A 21,566-nucleotide genomic window follows, 5' to 3' on the forward strand; every position below is an offset into this window, starting at 1 on the left:
TTGCTTATCTGGAGTTTTTATGCGCGCACGTGAATGGGGTATCACTCTGGGCCTGGGTACCCCCGGCCCACTCAATGCCATTACCGATGTCCCCGGAGTCCGGGTCGGCCACAGCACCCTCAAGGCCGAAATCGATGGCAAGCAGGTGCGCACCGGGGTGACGGTGATCCAGCCACGCGCCGTTGCCGCGCGTCAGCAGCCCTGTTTCGCCGGCTGCCATGTGCTCAATGGCAATGGCGATGCCACGGGCCTGGAGTGGGTTCGCGAAGCCGGGTTGCTGACCACGCCGATCGCGATCACCAACACCCACAGCGTCGGGGTGGTTCGCGATGCCCTGGTGGCGCAGGAGCGCGACAGCCTCAAGGACCCCGCGGTGTACTGGTGCATGCCGGTGGTGATGGAAACCTATGACGGGGTGCTCAACGATATCTGGGGCCAGCACGTCGGTCCCGCCCAGGTCGAGGAAGCCCTGGCGGATGCCCGCTCCGGGGCGGTTCGCGAAGGCGCGGTGGGCGGCGGTACCGGGATGATCTGCCATGAGTTCAAGGGCGGTATCGGCACCTCGTCACGGCGCTTGCCGGCGGAACAGGGGGGCTGGACCGTCGGCGCGCTGGTCCAGGCCAATCATGGCAAACGCCAGGAACTGCGCATCGACGGTTATCCCGTGGGGCGCCAGTTGACCGGCATCCCTTCGCCTTTCGCCCGGCGTGGCACTCCGGGCATGGGCTCGATCGTGGTGGTCATCGCCACCGACGCACCGTTGCTGCCGCATCAATGCCAGCGTCTGGCGCAACGGGCGTCGATCGGGATCGCTCGCACTGGGGGCGGGACCGAGGATTCCAGCGGCGATATCTTCCTTGCCTTCGCCACCGGCAACGAGCAGATCGCGCCGGCGGACTACGGTCGCAAGGACCTGCCGTTCAGCAGCCCGCTGACGATGGTCAACAACGACCATATCTCGCCCTTGTTTCTCGCGGCGGCCGAAGCGGTGGAGGAGGCGATCATCAACGCCTTGCTCGCCGGCGAAGACATGACCACCGCGGACGGCGTGCGGGTTCCGGCCCTGACGGGCGAAGTTGCCCTGGATGCACTAAGAACGAGCGGGCGACAATAAAAACCAGGCAGTCATGGATGACTGGTCGGTCATTTATTGATGCACTTCGCTTATGCGTTTTTCCGGCTTGAATATTCCTGAAAGTCTGCTTGTTGGTGAGGAATAAAACTGTCAGAAAAAACTTTCAGGTGCATAAGCAATGTTTGCGGGATCTTTCCGAAAAACAGCACTTTGATATCAAAAAAGCGCTGGACGATTGATTTCAAAATGTGTCAGTTTCTCGCTGCCTTCAAAAAGGGCGAGTGATAGGATGATCTCGCCAAGGGATTGTCGCTATCGGACAAAAACTGTTTCACTTGCAAACAAGGAAGTGTGTTTATGTCGAAAGTCAAAGCGAAAGCTATTGTTTCTTCGGAATCGGCACTGGCGGCCAACGGGACAAGTTCCGCCTTTAACCAGATCGATAGCTTCAGCCATCAATATGATCGTGGCGGCAACCTCACGGTCAATGGCAAACCCTCCTACTCCGTCGATCAGGCCGCCACGCAATTGCTGCGTGACGGTGCCGCCTGGCACGATCTGAACGGCAGCGGCAAGATCGAACTGACCTATACCTTCCTGACATCGCCGACCTCGAACTTCAGCGGTCTGGGGGTTACCGGTTTCAGCCAGTTCAGTGCGTTGCAGAAGTCACAGGCGGTCCTTGCCATGCAATCCTGGGCAGATGTCGCCAACGTGACCTTCACCGAGGCAGCGAGGGGCGGCGATGGTCACATGACCTTCGGTAACTACAGCGGCGGCCAGGAAGGCGCGGCAGCGTTCGCCTTCCTGCCGGGCACCGAGCCTGGCTACGACGGCCAGTCCTGGTACCTGACCGGTAGCGGCTACAACGTCAACAAGACACCGGGCCTGAACAACTACGGGCGCCAGACCCTGACCCACGAGATCGGCCATACCCTGGGCCTGTCCCATCCCGGTGACTACAACGCCGGCGAAGGCAACCCGACCTACAATGACGCCTCCTACGGGCAGGACACCCGCGGCTACAGCGTCATGAGCTACTGGAGCGAAAGCAACACCAGCCAGAACTTCAGCAAGGGCGGTGTCGAGGCCTACTCATCCGGCCCGCTGATGGACGATATCGCGGCGATCCAGAAGCTCTACGGCGCCAACTACAGCACCCGTGCCGGTGATACCACCTACGGTTTCAACGCCAATGCCGGTCGCGACTACCTGAGTGCCACTTCGTCCTCGGACAAGCTGGTGTTCTCGGTCTGGGACGGGGGCGGCAACGACACCCTGGACTTCTCCGGTTTCACCCAGAACCAGAAGATCAACCTGCATGCCGGTTCGTTCTCCGACGTGGGTGGCATGGTCGGCAACGTCTCCATTGCCCAGGGCGTCACGGTGGAGAATGCCATCGGCGGTTCGGGCAACGACCTGCTGATCGGCAACGACGGGGCGAACGAGCTGCGTGGCGGTGCCGGCAACGACATCCTCTACGGCGCCGGTGGTGCGGACAAACTGTGGGGTGGTGCGGGCAACGACACCTTTGTGTTCGCGGCCGTTTCCGACTCGAAACCGCAGGCTGCCGACCGGATCATGGATTTTGTCAGCGGCCAGGACAAGATCGATCTGTCGGGGATCACCCACGGTTCGGCGCTGAACTTCGTCAATGCCTTCACCGGGCATGCCGGCGATGCGGTGCTGACCTATGCCTCGGGCACCAACCTGGGCACCCTGGCGATCGACTTCTCCGGGCATGGCGTGGCTGATTTCCTGGTCACCACGGTGGGGCAGGCGGCAGTCACGGATATCGTGGCCTGAGTCGATGTTCACGAGCAGCGCGCAAGCGCTGCTTCCCGGTCTTGTTGCGAGGGCCCATGATCGACAGACTTTTCCCCCGTGTATTCATGACGTGGCTGATGGCCGCATTGCTGATGGCATCTGGAGCACTTTGCATGGCACGAAGCTTGATTCTTCCAAGTCCCGAAACCCTGGCCGGGAGCTGGCGATTGTATCGCGAGGACGATCGCGCCCAGGCCTGCGAGCTGGTGCTGGCGGTCCAGGCGCCGAGCCTGGGTGGTGACCTCGAGTGCGTGGCCGGCTGGCTTGGCGAGCGTCCCGCGCGCTGGGAACCGACCCCCGATGGTCTCTGGCTGTATGGCGTCGAGGGCAGCGGTATCGTGCACCTGAACCGGCAGGGGAACGACCTGTACCAGGCGCGCCTGGCGAGTGGCGTTGTCCTGGTGCTGGAGCGACTGCAACCCTGATCGGTCCGAGTGCCGACGATCTTGCGTACTGCGCCGGGATAGAGGGACGTTGTCGGAAAACAAGGCGGGAACAAGGAACTGTTCTGCTGTGAAGTCATGTCAGTCAATATAAGAAAAGAATCATCGGATTATTCATCGGGGATGTTCAGGTGCAATGACCATGAACCCCTGTCGGACGGTCCGGAAGATGGGCGCAATCTTATAGTCGCTCTTCGGCGCGACCTGTTTAATTCGCGCCGCTATCCGTTGCTCTATTTCAAATTGTTTCGCCCTCATGGCTTCTGAAGATGCTCTTCGGAAATACCGTGGTGCACGGCCGATCAGGCCGTTGGTAACTGTAAATACATCAGGGAAGATAAATGAAAGTGTTGAAAATGACGCCCGGCACCCCACTGGTCCGAGTGCTCGGTGACTACAAGGGCATTCTGGTCAGCGTCGGTTGTTTCACCGCCCTGATCAACCTGTTGATGCTGGTTCCTTCGATCTACATGCTCCAGGTCTATGACCGGGTGCTGACCTCGCAGAATGAAACCACCCTGGTGATGCTGACGCTGATGGTGGTCGGGTTCTTTGCCTTTATCGGGCTGCTGGAAACGATCCGCAGCTTTATCGTGATCCGCATCGGCAGCGCGCTGGAGCGCCGCTTCAACCTGCGGGTCTACCAGGCAGCGTTCGAGCGCAACCTGTTTCGTGGCGAAGGCCACGCCGGCCAGGCGCTGGGCGACCTGACCCATATCCGCCAGTTTCTCACGGGACCGGCGTTGTTCGCGTTCTTCGATGCCCCCTGGTTTCCGATCTACCTGCTGGTGATCTTCCTGTTCAACCCCTGGCTCGGGGTCTTCGCCAGCGTTGGCGCGCTGCTGTTGATCGCACTGGCCTGTCTCAACGAGTCGCTGACCAAAAAGCCATTGGGCGAAGCCAGCGGCTACTCGCAGAAATCCAGCCAGTTGGCCACCAGCCACCTGCACAACGCCGAGACCATCCAGGCCATGGGCATGCTCGGCGCCCTGCGCAAGCGCTGGTTCCAGATCCATTCGCGCTTTCTCGCCCGGCAGAACCAGGCCAGCGACACCGGGGCAATCGTCGCTTCGTTGAGCAAGTCCCTGCGCCTGTGCCTGCAATCGCTGGTGCTGGGTCTGGGGGCGCTGCTGGTGATCAAGGGCGATATGAGCGCCGGGATGATGATCGCCGGTTCGATCCTGATGGGCCGGGTGCTGAGCCCGATCGATCAGTTGATCGCCGTATGGAAGCAGTGGAGTACGGCCAAGCTGGCCTATCGGCGCCTGGACGATCTGCTGCGCGAGTTTCCCGAAGGTGCATCGCCCATGAGCCTGCCCGAGCCCAGGGGGCAGGTGGCGTTCGAGCAGGTCAGCGCCGGGCCGCCGGACAGGCGCGGGGCGACCTTGCACCAGGTGAGTTTCCGCCTGGAGGCCGGCGAAGTGCTCGGCGTCCTCGGTTCCTCGGGCTCCGGCAAGTCGACTCTGGTACGGGTGCTGGTCGGCGTGTGGCCGACCCTGGGCGGAGTGGTGCGCCTGGACGGGGCGGATATCCATCGCTGGGACCGCAACGAACTCGGCCCGCATATCGGTTATCTGCCGCAGTCGATCGAACTGTTCAGTGGCACGGTCGCCGAGAATATCGCCCGCTTCAGCGATGCCGATCCGCAGAAGGTGGTCGCGGCGGCGGTCCAGGCCGGGGTGCACGACCTGATCCTGCGCCTGCCCCAGGGCTATGACACCGTGCTCGGCGACGATGGCAGCGGTCTGTCCGGCGGACAGAAACAGCGGGTGGCACTGGCCCGGGCACTGTATGGCGGCCCGCGGCTGGTGGTCCTCGATGAGCCGAACTCCAACCTCGATGCCGTGGGCGAGGCGGCCCTGACCGCCGCCATCGCGCAATTGAAGGCCCAGGGCAGCAGCGTGATCCTGGTGACCCACCGTTCCACTTCGTTGGTCCAGGCGGACAAGCTGCTGGTGCTCAACGAGGGGCGGATGCAGGCCTTCGGACCCGGTGCCGAGGTGCTCAAGGCACTGTCCGCCACCGCGCAGGCCGCTACCCCTCAAGCTCCTCAAACAGCTCCGCAACCGGTTCGTGAAGTGTCCCCGGCACCGGCCGGGCTGACCCTGAGCCGACAATACAGCGCGCCGACACGGAGTAGCGGAGCATGAGCCCGGACAGCCTGATGCAGCACGACGACACCCTGGAGCGTCCCGAGCGGGACGCACGGTTTTTTGCCCGGGCCGGCTGGTGGCTGGCGCTGCTGGGCGCCGGCGGCTTTTTTGCCTGGGCGGCCCTCGCGCCGCTGGACCAGGGCATCGCGGTGCAGGGCACCGTGGTGGTTTCCGGCAAGCGCAAGGCCGTGCAGTCCCTGGGCGGCGGCGTGGTCGAGCGGATCCTGGTGCGTGAAGGACAACGGGTGCACCAGGGGCAGCCGCTGTTTCGCCTCGACCAGACCCAGCGCTCGGCCGATGTCCAGTCCCTGCGGGCGCAGTACCGCATGGCCTGGGCCAGTCAGGCGCGCTGGCAGAGCGAACGGGACAATCTGGCGCAGGTGCATTTCCCGGTGGAACTGAGCGGCGATCCTGATCCGCAGCTGAGCCTGGTGCTCGAAGGCCAGCGGCAGTTGTTCAGTAGCCGTCGCGAAGCCTTTGCCCGCGAGCAGGCCGGTATCCGCGCCGGGATCGAGGGGGCCATCGCGCAACTGGCCGGCATGCGCCGGGCCCGTGCCGACATGACTGCCCGTGCCGATTCCCTGCGTCGTCAGTTGGAAAACCTCAAGCCTCTCGCGGACAACGGTTATATCCCCAGCAACCGGTTGATGGAGTACGAGCGCCAGCTATCCCAGGTGCAACAGGACCTGGCGCAGAACACCGGCGAAAGCGGTCGGGTCGAGCAGGGGATCCTCGAGTCGCGACTCAAGCTGGCGCAGCACGCCGAGGAGTACCAGAAGGAGGTGCGCAGCCAGTTGGCCGATGCCCAGCTGAAAACCCTGACCCTGGAGCAGCAACTGACTTCAGCCCGCTTCGACCTGCAGCACAGTGAAATCAGCGCGCCGGCAGAGGGCATCGCGGTCAACCTCGGTGTGCACACCGAGGGCGCGGTGGTCCGGGCCGGCGAGACCCTGCTGGAAATCGTGCCGCAGGGCGAGCGCCTGGAAGTGGAAGGGCATCTGCCGGTGCACCTGGTGGACAAGGTGGGTAGCGCATTGCCGGTGGACATTCTCTTCACCGCCTTCAACCAGAACCGCACGCCACGGGTCGCCGGGGCCGTCAGCCTGATCTCCGCCGACCAGTTGCTCGACGAGAAGACCGGGGCGCCGTACTACGTGCTGCGCAGTTCGGTCAGCGACCAGGCCCTGGAGAAACTCAACGGGCTGGTGATCAAGCCGGGCATGCCCGCCGAAATGTTCGTGCGTACCGGTGAGCGCTCGCTGCTCAACTATCTGTTCAAACCCCTGCTGGACCGCGCGGGTTCTGCGTTGACCGAGGAATAGGATGTTCCGCCTGATGAAAAAACCGCTGTGCGTGGCCGTGGCCCTGCTGTTGTCCGTTTCCCTCGATTGTCAGGCCATGGGGCCGTTCCAGGTCTACGAGCAGGCGTTACGTAATGATCCGGTGTTTCTCGGCGCGCTGAAGGAGCGCGATGCCGGCCAGGAGAACCGCGATATCGGCCGCGCGGGCCTGCTGCCGCGGCTGTCCTACAACTACAATCAGGGCCGCAACGACTCCCGGGCGACCTACCTCAACGAGCGCGGCAACAGTCATGACGACCGGCGCTACACCAGCTCCGGTTCGACGCTGATGCTGCAACAGCCCCTGATCGACTACGAGGCCTACGCCAACTACCGCAAGGGTGTCGCCCAGGCCTTGTTTGCCGACGAGACCTTTCGTGGCAAGAGCCAGGAGTTGCTGGTGCGGGTGCTGACCTATTACACCCAGGCGTTGTTTGCCGAGGACCAGATCGAGATCGCCCGGGCCAAGAAGAAAGCCTTCGAGCAGCAGTTCCAGCAGAACGAGCATCTGTTTCGCCAGGGCGAGGGCACCCGCACCGATATCCTCGAGGCCGAGTCGCGGTACGAGCTGGCCACCGCCGAGGAAATCGAGGCGCGCGACGTCCAGGATGCGGCCCTGCGTGAGCTGGGTGCGCTGATCGGCGTGCCGGCGGTCAATGTGACCGAACTGGCGCCCCTGAGCCCGGTATTCCAGTCTTTCCCCCTGGAACCGGCGAATTTCGACAGCTGGCACGAACTGGCGTTGAGCAACAATCCGACCCTGGCGTCCCAGCGCCAGGCCCTGGAGGTGGCGCGTTATGAAGTCGAGCGCAATCGCGCCGGGCACCTGCCCAAGGTCAACGCCTACGCCAGCGTGCGCAAGAGCGAGTCCGACAGCGGCAACACCTACAACCAGCGTTACGACACCAACACCATCGGCATCGAGGTGAACGTGCCGTTGTTTGCCGGCGGCGGGGTGTCGGCGTCGGTGCGCCAGGCCAGCGCCAACCTGGAGCAGGCCGAATACGAACTCGACGGCAAGACCCGCGAGACCCTGATCGAGCTGCGCCGGCAGTACAGCGCCTGCCTGTCGGGGGTGAGCAAGCTGCGCGCCTACCAGAAGGCGCTGGCCTCGGCCGAGGCCCTGGTGGTTTCGACCCGGCAGAGCATCCTCGGCGGCGAGCGGGTCAACCTCGACGCGCTGAATGCTGAACAGCAGCTCTACAGCACCCGGCGGGACTTGGCGCAGGCGCGTTACGACTACCTGATGGCGTGGACCAGGCTGCATTACTACGCCGGCACCTTGCGCGAAACCGACCTGGCCAGGGTCGATGAGGCTTTTGTGGGACGAGGGTCTTGATGAGCGCTTTCGACAGGACTTTTCACGGTGCAAATCATTGAATATGCGCGCCGCTTTTACGCGGCCCAAGTGCTCTATCGGTTTGCTTTGTGAAAAAGGATTTCATCATGCTGACAACTAACACGCCTGCTCAAACAAGCTTTGCCTACAAGTATGCCAACCATTTCAAGAAGGTGTCCGATCGTAATATGGAGCTGTTCCATCAGCAAAAGCCCTCCTATTCGAACGACCAGGCGGCAGTGGCGCTGACGGCTGGGGCAAAAGCCTTTCAGGATCTGGATGGCGATGGCAAGGTCAACATCACCTATGAATTCCTGGGGCCTGTATACGGACCGAGATTCGCCAGCCTGTTCGATCTTGACGGGTTTACCCCCTTCAACGCGCAACAGCAGGAGCAAACCAGGTCAGCCCTGCAATCCTGGTCGGACGTGGCGAATGTGAGCTTTCAGGAAGGTTATTCGGGCAGCTACGACGGTCTTCTGTATTTTGGCAACTATCGGGTCAACCATGACGACGACGGTGAAGCTGCCTTCAATCAGAACTTCTTTGGGTATGGCAATCAGTCGGCCTATGTCTGGACAAAAATCAACGCCACGTACGGTATCAACAAGGCACCCGATCTCAATAATTATGCCCGGCTGACATTGACTCACGAAACAGGGCATGCACTTGGGCTTGAACATCCCGGTGATTATCAGGCCAGCACCTCTGCATCGCCGACTTATCAGGACGATGCGGGCTATGTGCAGGATACCGCTGCTCATAGTGTCATGAGCTACTGGGGCGAAGATTACTCCGGACATGATTTCAGCGAAGATCATTCGGCGTACCTGCTGGAGAACTATTTACCGCTCGGCTTGCTGTTGGGGGCACCCATCGCGGCTGTCCGCGAGGCCTATCTGAACTATTTTTATCCCGAGGATCACCTGCGCACGCATTCGTCCGGGCCGCTGCTGGACGATATCACCGCTATCCAGATGCTCTACGGGGCCAATATGACTACCCGGGTCGATGACACGACCTATGGGTTCAATTCCAATACCAGTCGTGACTTCCTGAGTCTTGCCTCTGCCGCGGACAGGCCGTTGTTCGCGGTCTGGGATGCCGGCGGCAACGATACGCTGGATTTTTCCGGTTTCTACCAGGACCAGAAGATCAATCTCAATGAGCTGTCTTTCTCCGATGTCGCGGGCCTGGTGGGCAACGTTTCCATTGCCAGGGGCGTCACCGTGGAGAACGCCATTGGCGGTTCCGGCGATGACCTGCTGATCGGTAACGCGGTGGCCAACGACCTCAGGGGTGGCGCCGGCGACGACATCCTCCACGGTGGCGGGGGCGGCGATCGGTTCTGGGGTGGGGCCGGCGAGGACACCTTCATGTTTATCCAGGTGGCGGATTCCGCGCCTGATGCGAGCGCCCGGATCATGGACTTTACCAGTGGCGAAGACATGATCGACCTGTCCGCGATCACCGGGGGAAAGGCACTGAATTTCGTCGATGCGTTCACCGGCAAGGCGGGCGAGGCACTGTTGGCTTTCGCCACGGACACCGGCCTGGGAAGCCTGGCGGTCGATTTCGGCGGAACCGGAAAGGCGGATTTCCTGATCACGACGGTGGGCCGCGCCGCGGTCACGGATATCGTGGTCTGACCTGATGCACAGGAGCAGCCCCCCGGGTGCTGCTCCCGCGGTTGCAGGATGCGCCGCCGACAACGCTTTCTCGACAATTTCAACAACAGAGAGGCAATACCATGGGTGTTTTTGACTATAAAAACGCGGGTTCCGAGGTCTCCAAAGCGCTGTATTCCGACGCGATGGCGATCACCTTGTACTCCTATCACAACCTCGACAACGGCTTTGCCGTGGGTTACCAGCAGAATGGCTTCGGCCTCGGACTGCCGGCGACCCTGGTCAAGGCGCTGATCGGCGGCACCGATGCGCAGGGGGTTATCCCCGGGGTTCCCTGGAACCCCGATTCGGAAAAGGCCGCGCTGGCGGCGGTGAAGGCGGCCGGCTGGACGCCGATCAGCGCCACGCAACTGGGCTACGACGGCAAGACCGATGGCCGGGGTACCTTCTTCGGTGAAAAAGCCGGCTACACCACCGGCCAGGCGGAAGTCCTCGGCAAATACGACGCCAGCGGCCACCTGACCTCCATCGGCATCTCCTTCCGCGGTACCAGCGGGCCGCGGGAGACGGTGATCAGCGACACCATCGGCGACGCGATCAATGACCTGCTGGCGGCCATCGGTCCCAAGGATTACGCCAGGAACTACAGCGCCAATGCCTTCGAGGGCCTGCTCAAGAGCGTCGCCGCCTTCGCCGTGGCCAACGGCCTGGCCGGTAAGGATGTGCTGGTCAGCGGCCACAGCCTCGGCGGCCTGGCGGTCAACAGCATGGCGGACCTGAGCAAGGACCACTGGGGCGGTTTCTACAAGGAGGCCAACTACATCGCCTTCGCCTCGCCGACCCAGAGCGGCGCGGGCACCCAGGTGCTGAATATCGGCTATGAAAACGATCCGGTGTTCCGTGCCCTCAACGGCTCCAGCCTGACTCCGGCGACCCTCGGGGTACACGATGCCAACAAGGCGTCGGCCACCAACAATATCGTCAGTTTCAACGACCACTATGCCTCCGATGCATGGAACGTCCTGCCGTTTTCCATCGGCAATGTCGCCACCTGGATATCCCATCTGCCGACCGCCTATGGCGACGGCATGAATCGCATCCTCCACTCGAAGTTCTATGACCTGACCAGCAAGGATTCGACCATCATCGTCGCCAACCTGTCCGATCCGGCGCGTGAGAAGACCTGGGTCCAGGACCTCAACCGCAATGCCGAAAACCACAGCGGAGCGACCTTTATCATCGGCAGCGAGGCCAGCGACCTGCTCAAGGGTGGACGGGGCAACGACTATCTGGAGGGCGGTGGCGGCAATGACACCTTCCGCGATGAGGGCGGCTACAACATCATTCTTGGCGGCCAGGGCAACAACACCCTCGATTTGCAAAAGTCGCTGGGCAGCGTCGATATCGCCAATGACGGCCAGGGGACCTTGTATATTCGTGATGCCCAGGGCGGGATCACCATCGCCAAGGATATCGGCACCTTGATCAGCAGTGAGCCGCACCTGGTGTTCCTGACCCGGGACGTGACCCATAAGGTCGGCAACCAGAGCCTGTCCGATGGCGCGTATGTCAGTTCGCAGGTCGGCGGCAGCGGGGCGGACACCCTGACGGCGAAGGCCCCGGGCGAATGGTTGCTGGGCAACGACGGCAACGATCACCTGATCGGCGCGGTGAAGGGCGGGAACCTGTTTATCGGTGGCGCCGGCAATGACCTGATGGATGCCAGGGGCGGCGGTAACACCTTCCTCTTCAACGGCGCCTTCGGCCAGGATCGCGTGACCGGCTTCCAGGCGTCCGACAAGCTGGTGTTCATGGGTTATGCCGACTCACAGGGGCACAACATCCTTGCTCATGCCAGGGTGGTCGGGCAGGACACGGTGTTGAGCTTCGGCGCGGATTCGGTGACCCTGGTCGGGGTCGGTCTGGATACGCTCAAAGGCGCGAGCGTGGTGATCGCCTAGAGAAGCCCGGGTGCTCCCACGGTCCGTGGCGCCCATTGGGAGTTGGGTGTGAGCGATCACCCTGTGGGAGCGAGCTTGCTCGCGAAGGCGTCGGCCTGCGCACCGCCCATGTCGGTGAATGGCCGCCGCTGGCGGTTCGCGGGCAAGCCCGGCTCCCACTGGGAGCGGGGAGGTCTTGGGGGGACGGACCGATCACCTTATGGGGCTCCCACGGGGTCTGCGTGGGAGCGGCCCACCTAAGGCCGTTTCAACAGCACGAAATCGTTCTTGTCGAAGCGCCCGCCGAGTACTGGCACCAGGGCGCCGATCGGCGAACCCTGCAGCTTCTGGAAATCCTGCTTGTCCATCACCAGCCATGCCGGGCCGGTCACGGCCTGGAGCTGTTCGGCGGTGCCGGTGAACACTGGCTGGAGGTCTTCGTCGAGATTGACCATGAACTTGATCGCCTTCGCATCCTTGCCCATGGCGTGCAGGACCACGGGGGCCGGATCCTGATGGATCAACTGCTGGGCGGCACGGGTGAAGGTGCGGGTGTCGTAGGCGGTACGTTGCACCGGCTCGACAATCAGAATGTAGCCGATCCACATCGCCAGTACCGCACAACCGGCCAGGCCCAGGGCGCGCCAGCGGGCCTTGAACAGCAAGGCCACGGCGACCGCCTGCAAGACGCCCAGCAGCCAGGGGGCGGCCCCCAGTGTCGGCAGCTCCTCGGGAAAACGTCGGTGCAGCATGATCATCCCGGCGATCAGCAGGCCCGGCAGGATCAGCCAGATTCCCTGGATCAGGCCCCGCAACCAGGCGAACAGCCGGCCCTGGGTCACCTGGAAGGGGAACGCCGCGACAATGGCGATCATCGGCAGCATCGGCAGGATGTATCGGGCCTTCTTCGCCTGCGGCACGGACAGGCCGAGCATCACGATCAGCCCGGCGGCCAGGCAGTACAGCACCAGTTGCAGGGCCGCGCCGCGCGGCTGGCGACGGTTTGCCAGCAAGGCGGCGACCACCAGTACCGCCAGCGGATAGGCCAGCGCGTAATTGCCGAACGAGCTGCTGAAGTAATACAGGACATCGCTGGAACCTTCACTGCCGTCCATGCGCCCGGTGAACTGCATGCGGATCACTTCCGCGAGGAAGACGCTGCCGCCGTCGAGCCAGGCCAGCCAGAGCAGCAGGCCGATGCAGGCGACCAGCAGGGCCAGGGCTTGCAGGCCGAAGACCAGGAAACGCCGCCAGTGGCCGCCCAGCAGGTAGAAGCTGCACAGCATGCCTGTGGGGATCACCAGGCCGATGGGGCCGCGAATGGCGAAGCCCAGCACCAGCAGCGCGAGGATCCAGGCAGTCCGTTTCGGTGCGGCGAAATGCTCGGCGGCGTAGCCCAGGTAGAACACCGAGAAGCCGACCGCGGCCAGCATCAGGTCCAGCGAGACAGCACGGGTCTCGGTGATAAAGGTGTTGCTCAGCAACAGCAGAGCGATGCTCAGCAGCGCCCAGCGTGGCGAATAGGGCGCGACCAGCCGGTACATCAGCACCACGATCCAGGCCGCCGCCAAGGCACTGGGCAGCCAGGCCGCGAGGGCGTTGACCGTACCGAAGGGCAGGGCGAACAGCCAGACCAGGAAAGTCGAGAAGGCCGAGTAGTCGGGATAGGGTTCGCCGTAGGTGGTGGGAAAGAATCCCGGACCGTGACGAAGCATTTCCTGGGCGAACAGCACGAAGCGCGAATCGAAACCGATGGCGGCCTGCTGATGGACCCCGGCGAGGAACAGCAGCAGGGCGATCAGGCCCAGGCCGAGGGAGTGGCGATTCAGGGTGTGGCGAGAGGCGGGGAGCAATGTCACAGTGAGGTCCTTGTCCAAGGATTGTTCCCACACCCTGCGTGGGCATGCAGTCCGTGACGCCTTGCGTCACAAAGCGGACGCAGAGCGTCCCGATAGGCATTCCCACGCGGAGCGTGGGAACGATCAACGCGGAGCGTCCCGGGAGGCATTCCCACGCGGAGCGTGGGAACGATCAACGCGGGGCGTCCCGAGGGGCATTCCCACGCGGAGCGTGGGAGCGATCAAATTGCCTTGATCAATGAATCAGCCCTGGCCGTGACGGGTCACCGGCAGATCGAGGGACGCGCCGCGACCGATGGCGAAGTAGGTAAAGCCCTTGCGCTGCATGCGATTGGCGTCGTACAGGTTGCGGCCGTCGAAGATCACCGGGGCCTTGAGGCGCTGCTGGATCCGTTCGAAGTCCGGGGCCTTGAACTGCTGCCATTCGGTGCAGACGATCAAGGCATCGGCGCCGACCAGGGCCGCTTCCGGCGTGCCCATCAGCGACAGGCCCGGCTCATCCGGGTACAGGCGCTGGGTTTCCTGCATGGCTTCCGGGTCGAAGGCCCGTACCTGGGCGCCGGCCGCCCACAGGGCTTCCATCAGCACACGGCTCGGTGCGTCGCGCATGTCGTCGGTGTTGGGCTTGAAGGCCAGGCCCCAGAGCGCGAAGGTCTTGCCCTTGAGGTCGCCCTTGTAGAACGCATTGATGCGGTCGAACAGCTTGTGTTTCTGCCGTTCGTTGATGGCTTCCACCGCCTGCAGCAGGTCGCTGGAGCAGTTGGCCGCCTGGGCACTGTGGATCAGGGCGCGCATGTCCTTGGGGAAGCACGAGCCACCGTAGCCACAGCCCGGATAAATGAAGTGGTAGCCGATCCGCTGGTCGGCACCGATGCCCATGCGCACGGCTTCGATGTCCGCGCCCAGGTGTTCGGCCAGTTCGGCGATCTGGTTGATAAAGCTGATCTTGGTCGCCAGCATGCAGTTGGCGGCGTACTTGGTCAGTTCGGCGCTGCGCAGGTCCATGAACATGATGCGGTCATGGTTGCGGTTGAAGGGCGCGTAGAGGTCGCGCATCACTTCACGGACTTCTTCACGCTCGCAGCCGATGATGATGCGGTCCGGACGCCGGCAGTCTTCCACCGCCGAACCTTCCTTGAGGAATTCCGGGTTGGAGACGATATCGAACTCCAGCGCGCGGCCGGCTTTGTGCAAGGCGGTTTCGATATGCGCGCGCAGGGTGTCGCCGGTGCCCACCGGCACGGTGGATTTTTCCACGAGAATCAGCGGTTCGAAGCGATGGCGGACCACGGCGTCACCCACCGACAGGACGTACTTGAGGTCGGCCGAACCGTCCTCGTCCGAGGGCGTGCCGACGGCGATAAACAGTACCTGGCCGTGCTCGATGGCCAGTTTCTCATCGCTGGTGAAGTGCAGGCGGCCACTTTCCAGGTTGCTCTTGACCATGGTCTCCAGCCCTGGTTCGAAGATCGGGATATGGCCCTTGCGCAGCAAGTCGATCTTGTTCTGGTCAACGTCCATGCACACGACATCGTGACCGACTTCGGCCAGGACAGTCGCCTGTACCAGGCCTACATAACCGCTACCAATTACGCTGATTTTCATACGGAGTCCCTAGGACGGGGTATACGTGGAGAATTGATCGTGAGAACACCCAGGATGACCAGTGCCACCCCCAGTGTCTTGGAAAGGCTGAAGCTTTCGTGGAAGAACGGCAGGCTGGCCGCCAGCAGGTAGACCAGCGCATAGCTGACACTGAGCAGCGAGTAGGCGCGGCCCAGCGGCAGGTCGCGCAAGGCGGCGAGCCAGCAGAGCATCGACAGGGCGTAGGCGAGGATCGCCGCGCCGACCACGGCCAGCGCCACCAGGGAGACGTCGCCAGTGGTCAACGCATCCAGCCACTGGCTCGGCTCGGGCAGGCGGGTCATGCTCCAACGCATGCCCAGCTGGGCACTGCTGACCAGCAGGACGCTGGCGCCGGCGAAAGTGAAGCCACGGAACAGGTTCATAGATGCAGCCCCAGCAGTACCACGCCGGCAATGATCAGGACCACGCCAAGCCAGTGACGGCGGTCGATCGATTCCTTGAACAGGTAGTGTGCCACCAGGGTGATCAGGACGAAATTCAGGCTGAGCATCGGATAGGCAATCCCGACCTCCAGCCGCTGCAGCACCAGCAACCACACCAGCAGGCCGAGGCCGAGGCTGGCCAGGGCCAGCCACAACCAGGGCGAACGCAGCTTTTCGAACATGCCCATGGAGGTCTCGCGCCAGCCTTCGACGGCGAACTTCTGGGCCACCTGGCCCAGGCACGTCAGCAGGCAGGCGCCGAGGAGAAGGATCAGGGTCATGGGGCGCTCTGCGGGAAAATCAGGATCACGATATTGCCTTCCTCGTAACGGGTGTAATCCTTGGGCAACATATCGATTTCACGCAGTTCTTCCTCGTCCTTGACGCGCATCACCACGCCGACCTGGCCTTCACGGCGGGCATCGTCCATCCAGGACTGGATCTGGGTCATGTCCCGGGTGCGTTCGGCAGCTTCCGGGTAACCGAGGCCGTACTTCAATTCGCCCTGGGTGTTGTAGAGGGTGATATCGCTACGCTTCAGGCGCCAGGCGAGGGCGGAAGCGGCCCCCAGGTCGTTGCTCAGCAGGCGCTTGCTCTTGCTCAGTTCCTGCACATGCTCGGCGATGAACTGGTCCGGCATCTTGTTGTGCACGACCACTTTGGGCATGGCCGCCGGGACCAGGGCCACCAGCAGTCCCATGCCCAGTGCCGGCAGGGCCCACCACCGCAGCGGCTTAAGCAGCGACAGGGCGTTGAGCACGATCCAGCCGACGATCATCAGGCACAGCAGGCTCAGGTGGAAGGGCTCGTTGTCGTAGAACGGCTTCTTCAACTGGAAGAACACCAGCGCGGCGGCGGCGAGCAGGCCCAGGACCAGGTTGAGCAGGCTGTTGAAGCGTGGGACCGAGGTTTCGGCGCGGGTGATGCGTTCCATCAACGAGTGACCCATGAGCAGCGCCAGGGGCATCAGGCACGGCATGATGTAGGTCGGCAGCTTGCCGCGGCTCAGGCTGAAGAACGCCAGCGGCAGGAACAGCCACAGCAGCAGGAACACGGTGATCCGCTGGCCGCGGGCTTTCCAGGCGTCCTTGAGGGCGACCGGGAAATAGGCCGCCCAAGGCAGGCTGGAGACCACGATCAGTGGCAGATAGAACCACCAGGGACGGTCGTGCTGGGCGTCCTCGGCGGCAAAGCGACGGATATGCTCGTGCCAGAAGAAGAACCGCCAGTAGTCCGGTTCCTGCAGGTGCACGGCAATCACCCAGGGCAGGCTGACCACCGCCGCCACGAGCACCGCGACCAGGCCATAGCCCACCAGCTCGCGAAAGCGCTTTTGCCAGATCATGTAGGGCAGGGCGATCAGCACCGGCAGCAGCAACGCCAGGAAACCCTTGGTCATGAAGCCCCAGCCACAGGCGAAGCCCAGCGCGGCCCAGGACAGCAGGCGGGCTTTTTTCGTGGTGCTGTCGATGGCGAACCACAGGGCGACGAAGCTCAGGTTGACCCAGAAGGTGAACTGCGGATCGAGGTTGGCGTAGCCGGCCTGTCCGGCGATCAGGCCGAAGCTCATGAACAGCGCGGCAGCGGCGAAGCTCTTGCGCGGATCGTTCCACAGCCGTCCGGCCAGCAGATAGACCAGCAGCACGCTCAGGCCGGTGCTCAACGCCGAGGCGAAGCGCACGCCGAAGAAGTTATGGCCGAAGATCGCCTGGCCGAGAGCGATCATCCAGTAGCCGGCGATCGGTTTCTCGAAGTAGCGCAGTTCCATGAAGTGCGGCGCGGCCCAGTGACCACGCAGGAGCATTTCCTGGCCGATCTGGGCGTAGCGGGTTTCATCCGGGATCCACATGCCGTTGGTGGCCAGCGGCGCCAGATAAAACAACAGGAAAGCGAGGAACAGCAGTGGCAAAGCCCAGCGTCTGGTCATCCCTGCTGTACCCCCAGCCAGCCTTCACGGCCACTGAGGGTGCCACGCACCAGTTGGCCCTCGGGCAATCTGTCCAGCTGTGCCGGCAGCAGGTTGACCAGGGGTTGGAACTCAATATTACGTGCGCTGGCTTGAGCCAGTAGCTGACGGAAATCGTTTGCCATCAGAATCCCTTCTACTTCTGCGTGAATGGTGTAGACGTTCAGTCGTGCCGGGCTGAACCGGTCGAGAATGAACGCGTTGAAATCTTTCGCGGCCAGGTCCGCGCCCACGACTTCGTCGAAGGTCGGCAGGTCCACGGGTATCTGTGGAGTGCCCGGGCTGCCATCCGCCAACCTTGGCAGAAACAGACCGTGCCCCCGGCAATCGCTGTTGTAGCGAAAGCCGAAATGCTCCTTGGCTTGCACGACGCGCTCGTCCGCCCGCCAACCGGCGGTGGCCGAACATTCGACGGCTTGCCCGGTGATATCGCTCAGGCAATCGACGCCGCGACGGATCTGTTCGATCAGTTCGGCCTCGCTCCAGCGTCCGGCATTGGCCTGCCAGCCATGGTGATCCCAGGCGTGCAGGCCGACTTCATGGCCGGCGGCCAGGGTCTGGCGCATCAGATGCCCCAGGTCCCGACCGATCGGCTTGCCCGGCCAGGCGGTGCCGGCCAGCAAGATGTCCCAGCCGTAGAGGCTGGCAGCCTTGGAGCGCATCATCTTCAGGAAGAACTGCGGCTTGATCAGGCGCCACAAGTGGCGCCCCATGTTGTCCGGTCCGACACTGAAGAAGAAAGTCGCCTTGACCTGGGCCTCGTCGAGCAGTTCCAGCAACCGCGGCACACCTTCACGGGTGCCGCGATAGGTGTCCACATCGATGCGAAGTCCAGCCTGCATCAGCGCTTGTCCGCGATTTCGAGCATGGCTTCACGCAGGAAGAAATCCAGGGTGTTGCCGATGGTTTCGCTCATCTCGACGGTCGGCACCCAGTTCAGCAGGCGCTTGGCGTTTTCGATGCTTGGCTTGCGGTGTTCGACGTCCTGGTAGCCGGCGCCGTAGAACGCCTTGCTCTCCACGTCGCGGAAACCGGCGAACGGAGGGAAGTTGCCGCGCAGCGGGTGGGCTTCGAACTGGCGCAGCAGCTCTTCGCCCAGTTGGCGGATGCTGGCTTCGTTGTCCGGGTTACCGATGTTGATGACCTGGCCGTTGCAGCTGTCGTTCTCGTTGTCGACGATGCGGGCCAGGGCCTCGATGCCGTCGGCGATGTCGGTGAAGCAGCGTTTCTGCTCGCCGCCGTCGAACAGGCGGATCGGCGTGCCTTCCACCAGGTTCAGTATCAGCTGGGTGATGGCACGGGAGCTGCCGATACGCGCCGAGTCCAGGCGGTCCAGGCGCGGGCCCATCCAGTTGAACGGACGGAACAGGGTGAAGTTCAGGCCCTTGGCACCGTAGGCCCAGATCACGCGGTCCAGCAGTTGCTTGGAAACCGAATAGATCCAGCGTTGCTTGTTGATCGGGCCGACGATCAGGTTCGAGGTGTCTTCGTCGAAGTTCTTGTCCTGGCACATGCCATAGACTTCGGAGGTCGACGGGAAGATCACGCGCTTGTTGTACTTGACGCAGTAGCGGACCAGCTTGAGGTTTTCCTCGAAGTCCAGTTCGAATACGCGCAGCGGGTTGCGGGTGTATTCGATCGGCGTGGCGATGGCCACCAGCGGCAGGACCACGTCGCACTTCTTGATGTGATACTCGATCCACTCGGAGTGGATGCTGATATCGCCTTCGACGAAGTGGAAGTTCGGATGGCTGCGCAGGCGTTCGATGGCATCGGAACCGATGTCCAGGCCGTAGACATCGTACTTGTCGTCACGCAGCAGGCGCTCGGACAGGTGGTTGCCGATAAAGCCGTTGACGCCCAGGATCAGTACGCGGGTACGACGTGGCTTGCGGCCCGATTCGGCACCACGCAGCACGGAACCGTCGACCAGGCCCAGCTCGTTGGCCAGTTGCGGGCCGCTGAGGAACAGGCCGTTTTCGTTGCGCTGGCCGGCGTTGATCACCAGCGAGTCTTCACCACAGGCGATACGCAGCGGGTCGACGCTGATCACGCGACCTGGCGCCAGGCCTTCGTTGCCCTTGACGACATCGGCGCCCCAGACGATCAGCTTGTGCTCGCCCACGGCGCAGAACGCGCCCGGATACGGCTTGGTGACCGCGCGAACGAGGTTGAACAGCTCTTCGGCAGGCTTGCTCCAGACCAGTTTGCCGTCGGCCGGGGTACGACGACCGAAGTAGGTGGCCTTGGATTCGTCCTGGGCGGTTTCGCTCAGCTTGCCCTGGGCCAGTTGTGGCAGGGCATCGCGCAGCAGGTTGGCGGCGCTGTCACGCAGCTTGGCGTGCAGGCTCAGGGCGGTATCGGAACGCTCGATGGCGACACGGTTCTGCGCCAGGATGCCACCGGCATCGGCACGCTTGACCATGCGGTGCAGGGTCACGCCGGTTTCGGTTTCGCCGTTGACCAGCACCCAGTTGGCCGGAGCGCGGCCGCGATAACGTGGCAGCAACGAGCCGTGCAGGTTGAACGCACCGTTCCGGGCGGTGGCCAGCAGCTCTTCGCTGAGCAGGTTGCGATAGTAGAAGGAGAAGATGAAGTCCGGGCTCAGTTTGGCGATGCGCTCGATCCACAGCGGGTGGTTGGCGTCTTCCGGTGCATGGACCGGGATACCCTTGAGTGCGCACAGTTGGGCAACGGAACCGTAGAAGGCGTTTTCCTTCGGGTCGTCGGCATGGGTAAACACAGCAGCAATTTCATAGCCTGCGTTAAGCAGGGCTTCGATGCCTGCGCAACCGATATCGTGATAGGCGAAGACGACAGCTTTCGGATTCATGATGCGACCTGATTGGAGGTAGTAGTAGAAGAGGTTTCAGTAGGGGCGCTGCTGGAAGAGGGCTGGCTGCGCACTACTTTTTCGATGAAGAAGCGTGGGCGGGCGCGGACATCGCTGTACATGCGGCCCAGGTACTCGCCCAGCAGGCCCATGCCGATGAACTGGCCACCGGTGAACACGAACAGCACGGCGAACAGGACGAAGGTACCGTCGCCGGCCCAGGCGGCGCCGAAGATCAGGCGCAGGACGATCAGCATCAGCGCGAACAGCGCACCGAGACCGGCCATGCTGAAGCCGATGATGCTCAACAGCCGCAGGGGCGTGGTGGTCATGCAGGTGACCAGGTCGAACATCAGGTTGATCAGGCGCATCGGGCTGTATTTCGAGTCGCCGTGCTCGCGCTCGGCGTGCTGCACCAGCACCTCGGTGGTGTGGCGGGCGAAACTGTTGGCCAGGATCGGGATAAAGGTGCTGCGCTCGCGGCAGGCGAGCATGGCGTCGACGATGCTGCGGCGGTAGGCGCGCAGCATGCAGCCGTAGTCGCTCATGGCCACGCCGGTGGAGCGCTGCACGGCAAGGTTGATCAGGCGCGACGGCCAGCGGCGCAGGGCCGAGTCCTGGCGGTTGTTGCGCACGGTACCGACGACGTCGTAACCCAGCGCGGCCTGTTCCACCAGGCGCGGAATCTCTTCCGGCGGGTTCTGCAGGTCGGCGTCCAGGGTGATCACCACGTCGCCGGTGGATTGTTCGAAACCGGCCATGATCGCGGCATGCTGGCCATAGTTGCGATTCAGGATCACGGCAACCACCGGGCTGCCTTCGCGTTCGGCGGCTTCCTGGAGAATGTCGGCGGAACGATCGCGGCTGCCGTCGTCGACCAGGATGATTTCGACGTCCTGGCTCAGTTGTGCACACGCCGCTTCGGTACGACGCAACAGCTCGGGCAGGCTCTGCTCTTCGTTGTAGACCGGTATGACGATCGAGACGCGCTGGATTGGATAAGGTTTCAAAGGCTTCTTTCCAGAATGGTTTCAGTAGTGCAGACGATGATCTGTGTCATCGTGTGGCAGGTCGGATTTGTATACGCGCAAATC

General features: G+C 62.9%; 16 protein-coding genes. 8 read left to right on the plus strand and 8 right to left on the minus strand.

From position 1 onward, the window contains the following. Window positions 1-19: 19 nt before the first annotated feature. The 8 genes from HX881_RS01405 to HX881_RS01440 all read left to right on the plus strand — a co-directional run bounded on the left by HX881_RS01405 (window position 20) and on the right by HX881_RS01440 (window position 11,766). A complete protein-coding gene (locus HX881_RS01405; protein WP_017127335.1) occupies window positions 20-1,114 on the plus strand; it encodes a DmpA family aminopeptidase in 1,095 nt (364 codons plus the stop codon). A gap of 318 nt (window positions 1,115-1,432) precedes the next feature. Then, a complete protein-coding gene (locus HX881_RS01410; protein ID WP_017127334.1) occupies window positions 1,433-2,881 on the plus strand; it encodes a serralysin family metalloprotease in 1,449 nt (482 codons plus the stop codon). A gap of 134 nt (window positions 2,882-3,015) precedes the next feature. Next, entirely contained in the window at window positions 3,016-3,327 is a 312-nt protein-coding gene (locus HX881_RS01415) for a protease inhibitor Inh/omp19 family protein (RefSeq protein WP_103032697.1), read from the plus strand. 359 nt (window positions 3,328-3,686) lie between these two features. Beyond that, entirely contained in the window at window positions 3,687-5,495 is a 1,809-nt protein-coding gene (locus HX881_RS01420; RefSeq protein ID WP_177082283.1) for a type I secretion system permease/ATPase, read from the plus strand. After that, complete coding sequence (locus tag HX881_RS01425; protein ID WP_177082286.1) at window positions 5,492-6,820, plus strand: HlyD family type I secretion periplasmic adaptor subunit; 1,329 nt, start codon at window positions 5,492-5,494, stop codon at window positions 6,818-6,820. The genes HX881_RS01420 and HX881_RS01425 overlap by 4 nt, the downstream gene beginning before the upstream one ends. 1 nt (window position 6,821) lies before the next feature. Further along, window positions 6,822-8,177: a TolC family outer membrane protein gene (locus HX881_RS01430; protein WP_017127330.1), complete on the plus strand. Its 1,356-nt coding sequence runs from the start codon at window positions 6,822-6,824 to the stop codon at window positions 8,175-8,177. Between the two features lie 107 nt (window positions 8,178-8,284). Next, window positions 8,285-9,826: a M10 family metallopeptidase C-terminal domain-containing protein gene (locus tag HX881_RS01435; protein WP_177082288.1), complete on the plus strand. Its 1,542-nt coding sequence runs from the start codon at window positions 8,285-8,287 to the stop codon at window positions 9,824-9,826. A 101-nt stretch (window positions 9,827-9,927) separates the two neighbouring features. After that, entirely contained in the window at window positions 9,928-11,766 is a 1,839-nt protein-coding gene (locus HX881_RS01440; RefSeq protein ID WP_177082290.1) for a polyurethane esterase, read from the plus strand. A gap of 236 nt (window positions 11,767-12,002) precedes the next feature. Here the strand turns inward: HX881_RS01440 and HX881_RS01445 are convergent, their stop codons facing one another. The 8 genes from HX881_RS01445 to arnC form a co-directional block, all read right to left on the minus strand. After that, on the minus strand, window positions 12,003-13,604 hold the full coding sequence (locus tag HX881_RS01445) for a phospholipid carrier-dependent glycosyltransferase (RefSeq protein WP_177082292.1): 1,602 nt from the start codon (window positions 13,602-13,604) through the stop codon (window positions 12,003-12,005). A gap of 243 nt (window positions 13,605-13,847) precedes the next feature. Beyond that, on the minus strand, window positions 13,848-15,209 hold the full coding sequence (locus tag HX881_RS01450; protein WP_103032698.1) for a UDP-glucose dehydrogenase family protein: 1,362 nt from the start codon (window positions 15,207-15,209) through the stop codon (window positions 13,848-13,850). Beyond that, the gene (gene arnF, locus HX881_RS01455; protein ID WP_017127326.1) at window positions 15,206-15,613 is read right to left on the minus strand and encodes a 4-amino-4-deoxy-L-arabinose-phosphoundecaprenol flippase subunit ArnF; all 408 of its coding nucleotides are present in this window, start codon (window positions 15,611-15,613) and stop codon (window positions 15,206-15,208) included. Before arnF ends, HX881_RS01450 begins: the two co-directional genes overlap by 4 nt. Further along, on the minus strand, window positions 15,610-15,954 hold the full coding sequence (gene arnE / locus HX881_RS01460) for a 4-amino-4-deoxy-L-arabinose-phosphoundecaprenol flippase subunit ArnE (RefSeq protein ID WP_177082294.1): 345 nt from the start codon (window positions 15,952-15,954) through the stop codon (window positions 15,610-15,612). Before arnE ends, arnF begins: the two co-directional genes overlap by 4 nt. Then, window positions 15,951-17,600, minus strand: a complete 1,650-nt coding sequence (gene arnT, locus HX881_RS01465; RefSeq protein ID WP_177082296.1) for a lipid IV(A) 4-amino-4-deoxy-L-arabinosyltransferase — start codon at window positions 17,598-17,600, stop codon at window positions 15,951-15,953. Before arnT ends, arnE begins: the two co-directional genes overlap by 4 nt. Beyond that, a complete protein-coding gene (arnD, locus tag HX881_RS01470; RefSeq protein WP_017127322.1) occupies window positions 17,597-18,481 on the minus strand; it encodes a 4-deoxy-4-formamido-L-arabinose-phosphoundecaprenol deformylase in 885 nt (294 codons plus the stop codon). The genes arnT and arnD overlap by 4 nt, the downstream gene beginning before the upstream one ends. Next, window positions 18,481-20,472 (minus strand): bifunctional UDP-4-amino-4-deoxy-L-arabinose formyltransferase/UDP-glucuronic acid oxidase ArnA, encoded by a 1,992-nt coding sequence (gene arnA, locus HX881_RS01475; RefSeq protein WP_017127321.1) that lies wholly within the window; start codon window positions 20,470-20,472, stop codon window positions 18,481-18,483. Before arnA ends, arnD begins: the two co-directional genes overlap by 1 nt. Then, window positions 20,469-21,482 (minus strand): undecaprenyl-phosphate 4-deoxy-4-formamido-L-arabinose transferase, encoded by a 1,014-nt coding sequence (arnC, locus tag HX881_RS01480; RefSeq protein WP_103032700.1) that lies wholly within the window; start codon window positions 21,480-21,482, stop codon window positions 20,469-20,471. Before arnC ends, arnA begins: the two co-directional genes overlap by 4 nt. Window positions 21,483-21,566 lie beyond the last annotated feature (84 nt).

It is taken from the genome of Pseudomonas gingeri (assembly GCF_013386115.1).
In the GTDB taxonomy this organism is placed as follows: domain Bacteria; phylum Pseudomonadota; class Gammaproteobacteria; order Pseudomonadales; family Pseudomonadaceae; genus Aquipseudomonas; species Aquipseudomonas gingeri.

Bases quoted from the DNA above. Each gene is read 5' to 3' on its own strand.
- HX881_RS01405 (WP_017127335.1), top strand. From the start codon at position 20: ATGCGCGCACGTGAATGGGGTATCACTCTGGGCCTGGGTACCCCCGGC.
- HX881_RS01410 (WP_017127334.1), top strand. From the start codon at position 1,433: ATGTCGAAAGTCAAAGCGAAAGCTATTGTTTCTTCGGAATCGGCACTG.
- HX881_RS01415 (WP_103032697.1), top strand. From the start codon at position 3,016: ATGGCACGAAGCTTGATTCTTCCAAGTCCCGAAACCCTGGCCGGGAGC.
- HX881_RS01420 (WP_177082283.1), top strand. From the start codon at position 3,687: ATGAAAGTGTTGAAAATGACGCCCGGCACCCCACTGGTCCGAGTGCTC.
- HX881_RS01425 (WP_177082286.1), top strand. From the start codon at position 5,492: ATGAGCCCGGACAGCCTGATGCAGCACGACGACACCCTGGAGCGTCCC.
- HX881_RS01430 (WP_017127330.1), top strand. From the start codon at position 6,822: ATGTTCCGCCTGATGAAAAAACCGCTGTGCGTGGCCGTGGCCCTGCTG.
- HX881_RS01435 (WP_177082288.1), top strand. From the start codon at position 8,285: ATGCTGACAACTAACACGCCTGCTCAAACAAGCTTTGCCTACAAGTAT.
- HX881_RS01440 (WP_177082290.1), top strand. From the start codon at position 9,928: ATGGGTGTTTTTGACTATAAAAACGCGGGTTCCGAGGTCTCCAAAGCG.
- HX881_RS01450 (WP_103032698.1), bottom strand. From the start codon at position 15,209: ATGAAAATCAGCGTAATTGGTAGCGGTTATGTAGGCCTGGTACAGGCG.
- arnF (WP_017127326.1), bottom strand. From the start codon at position 15,613: ATGAACCTGTTCCGTGGCTTCACTTTCGCCGGCGCCAGCGTCCTGCTG.
- arnE (WP_177082294.1), bottom strand. From the start codon at position 15,954: ATGACCCTGATCCTTCTCCTCGGCGCCTGCCTGCTGACGTGCCTGGGC.
- arnT (WP_177082296.1), bottom strand. From the start codon at position 17,600: ATGACCAGACGCTGGGCTTTGCCACTGCTGTTCCTCGCTTTCCTGTTG.
- arnD (WP_017127322.1), bottom strand. From the start codon at position 18,481: ATGCAGGCTGGACTTCGCATCGATGTGGACACCTATCGCGGCACCCGT.
- arnA (WP_017127321.1), bottom strand. From the start codon at position 20,472: ATGAATCCGAAAGCTGTCGTCTTCGCCTATCACGATATCGGTTGCGCA.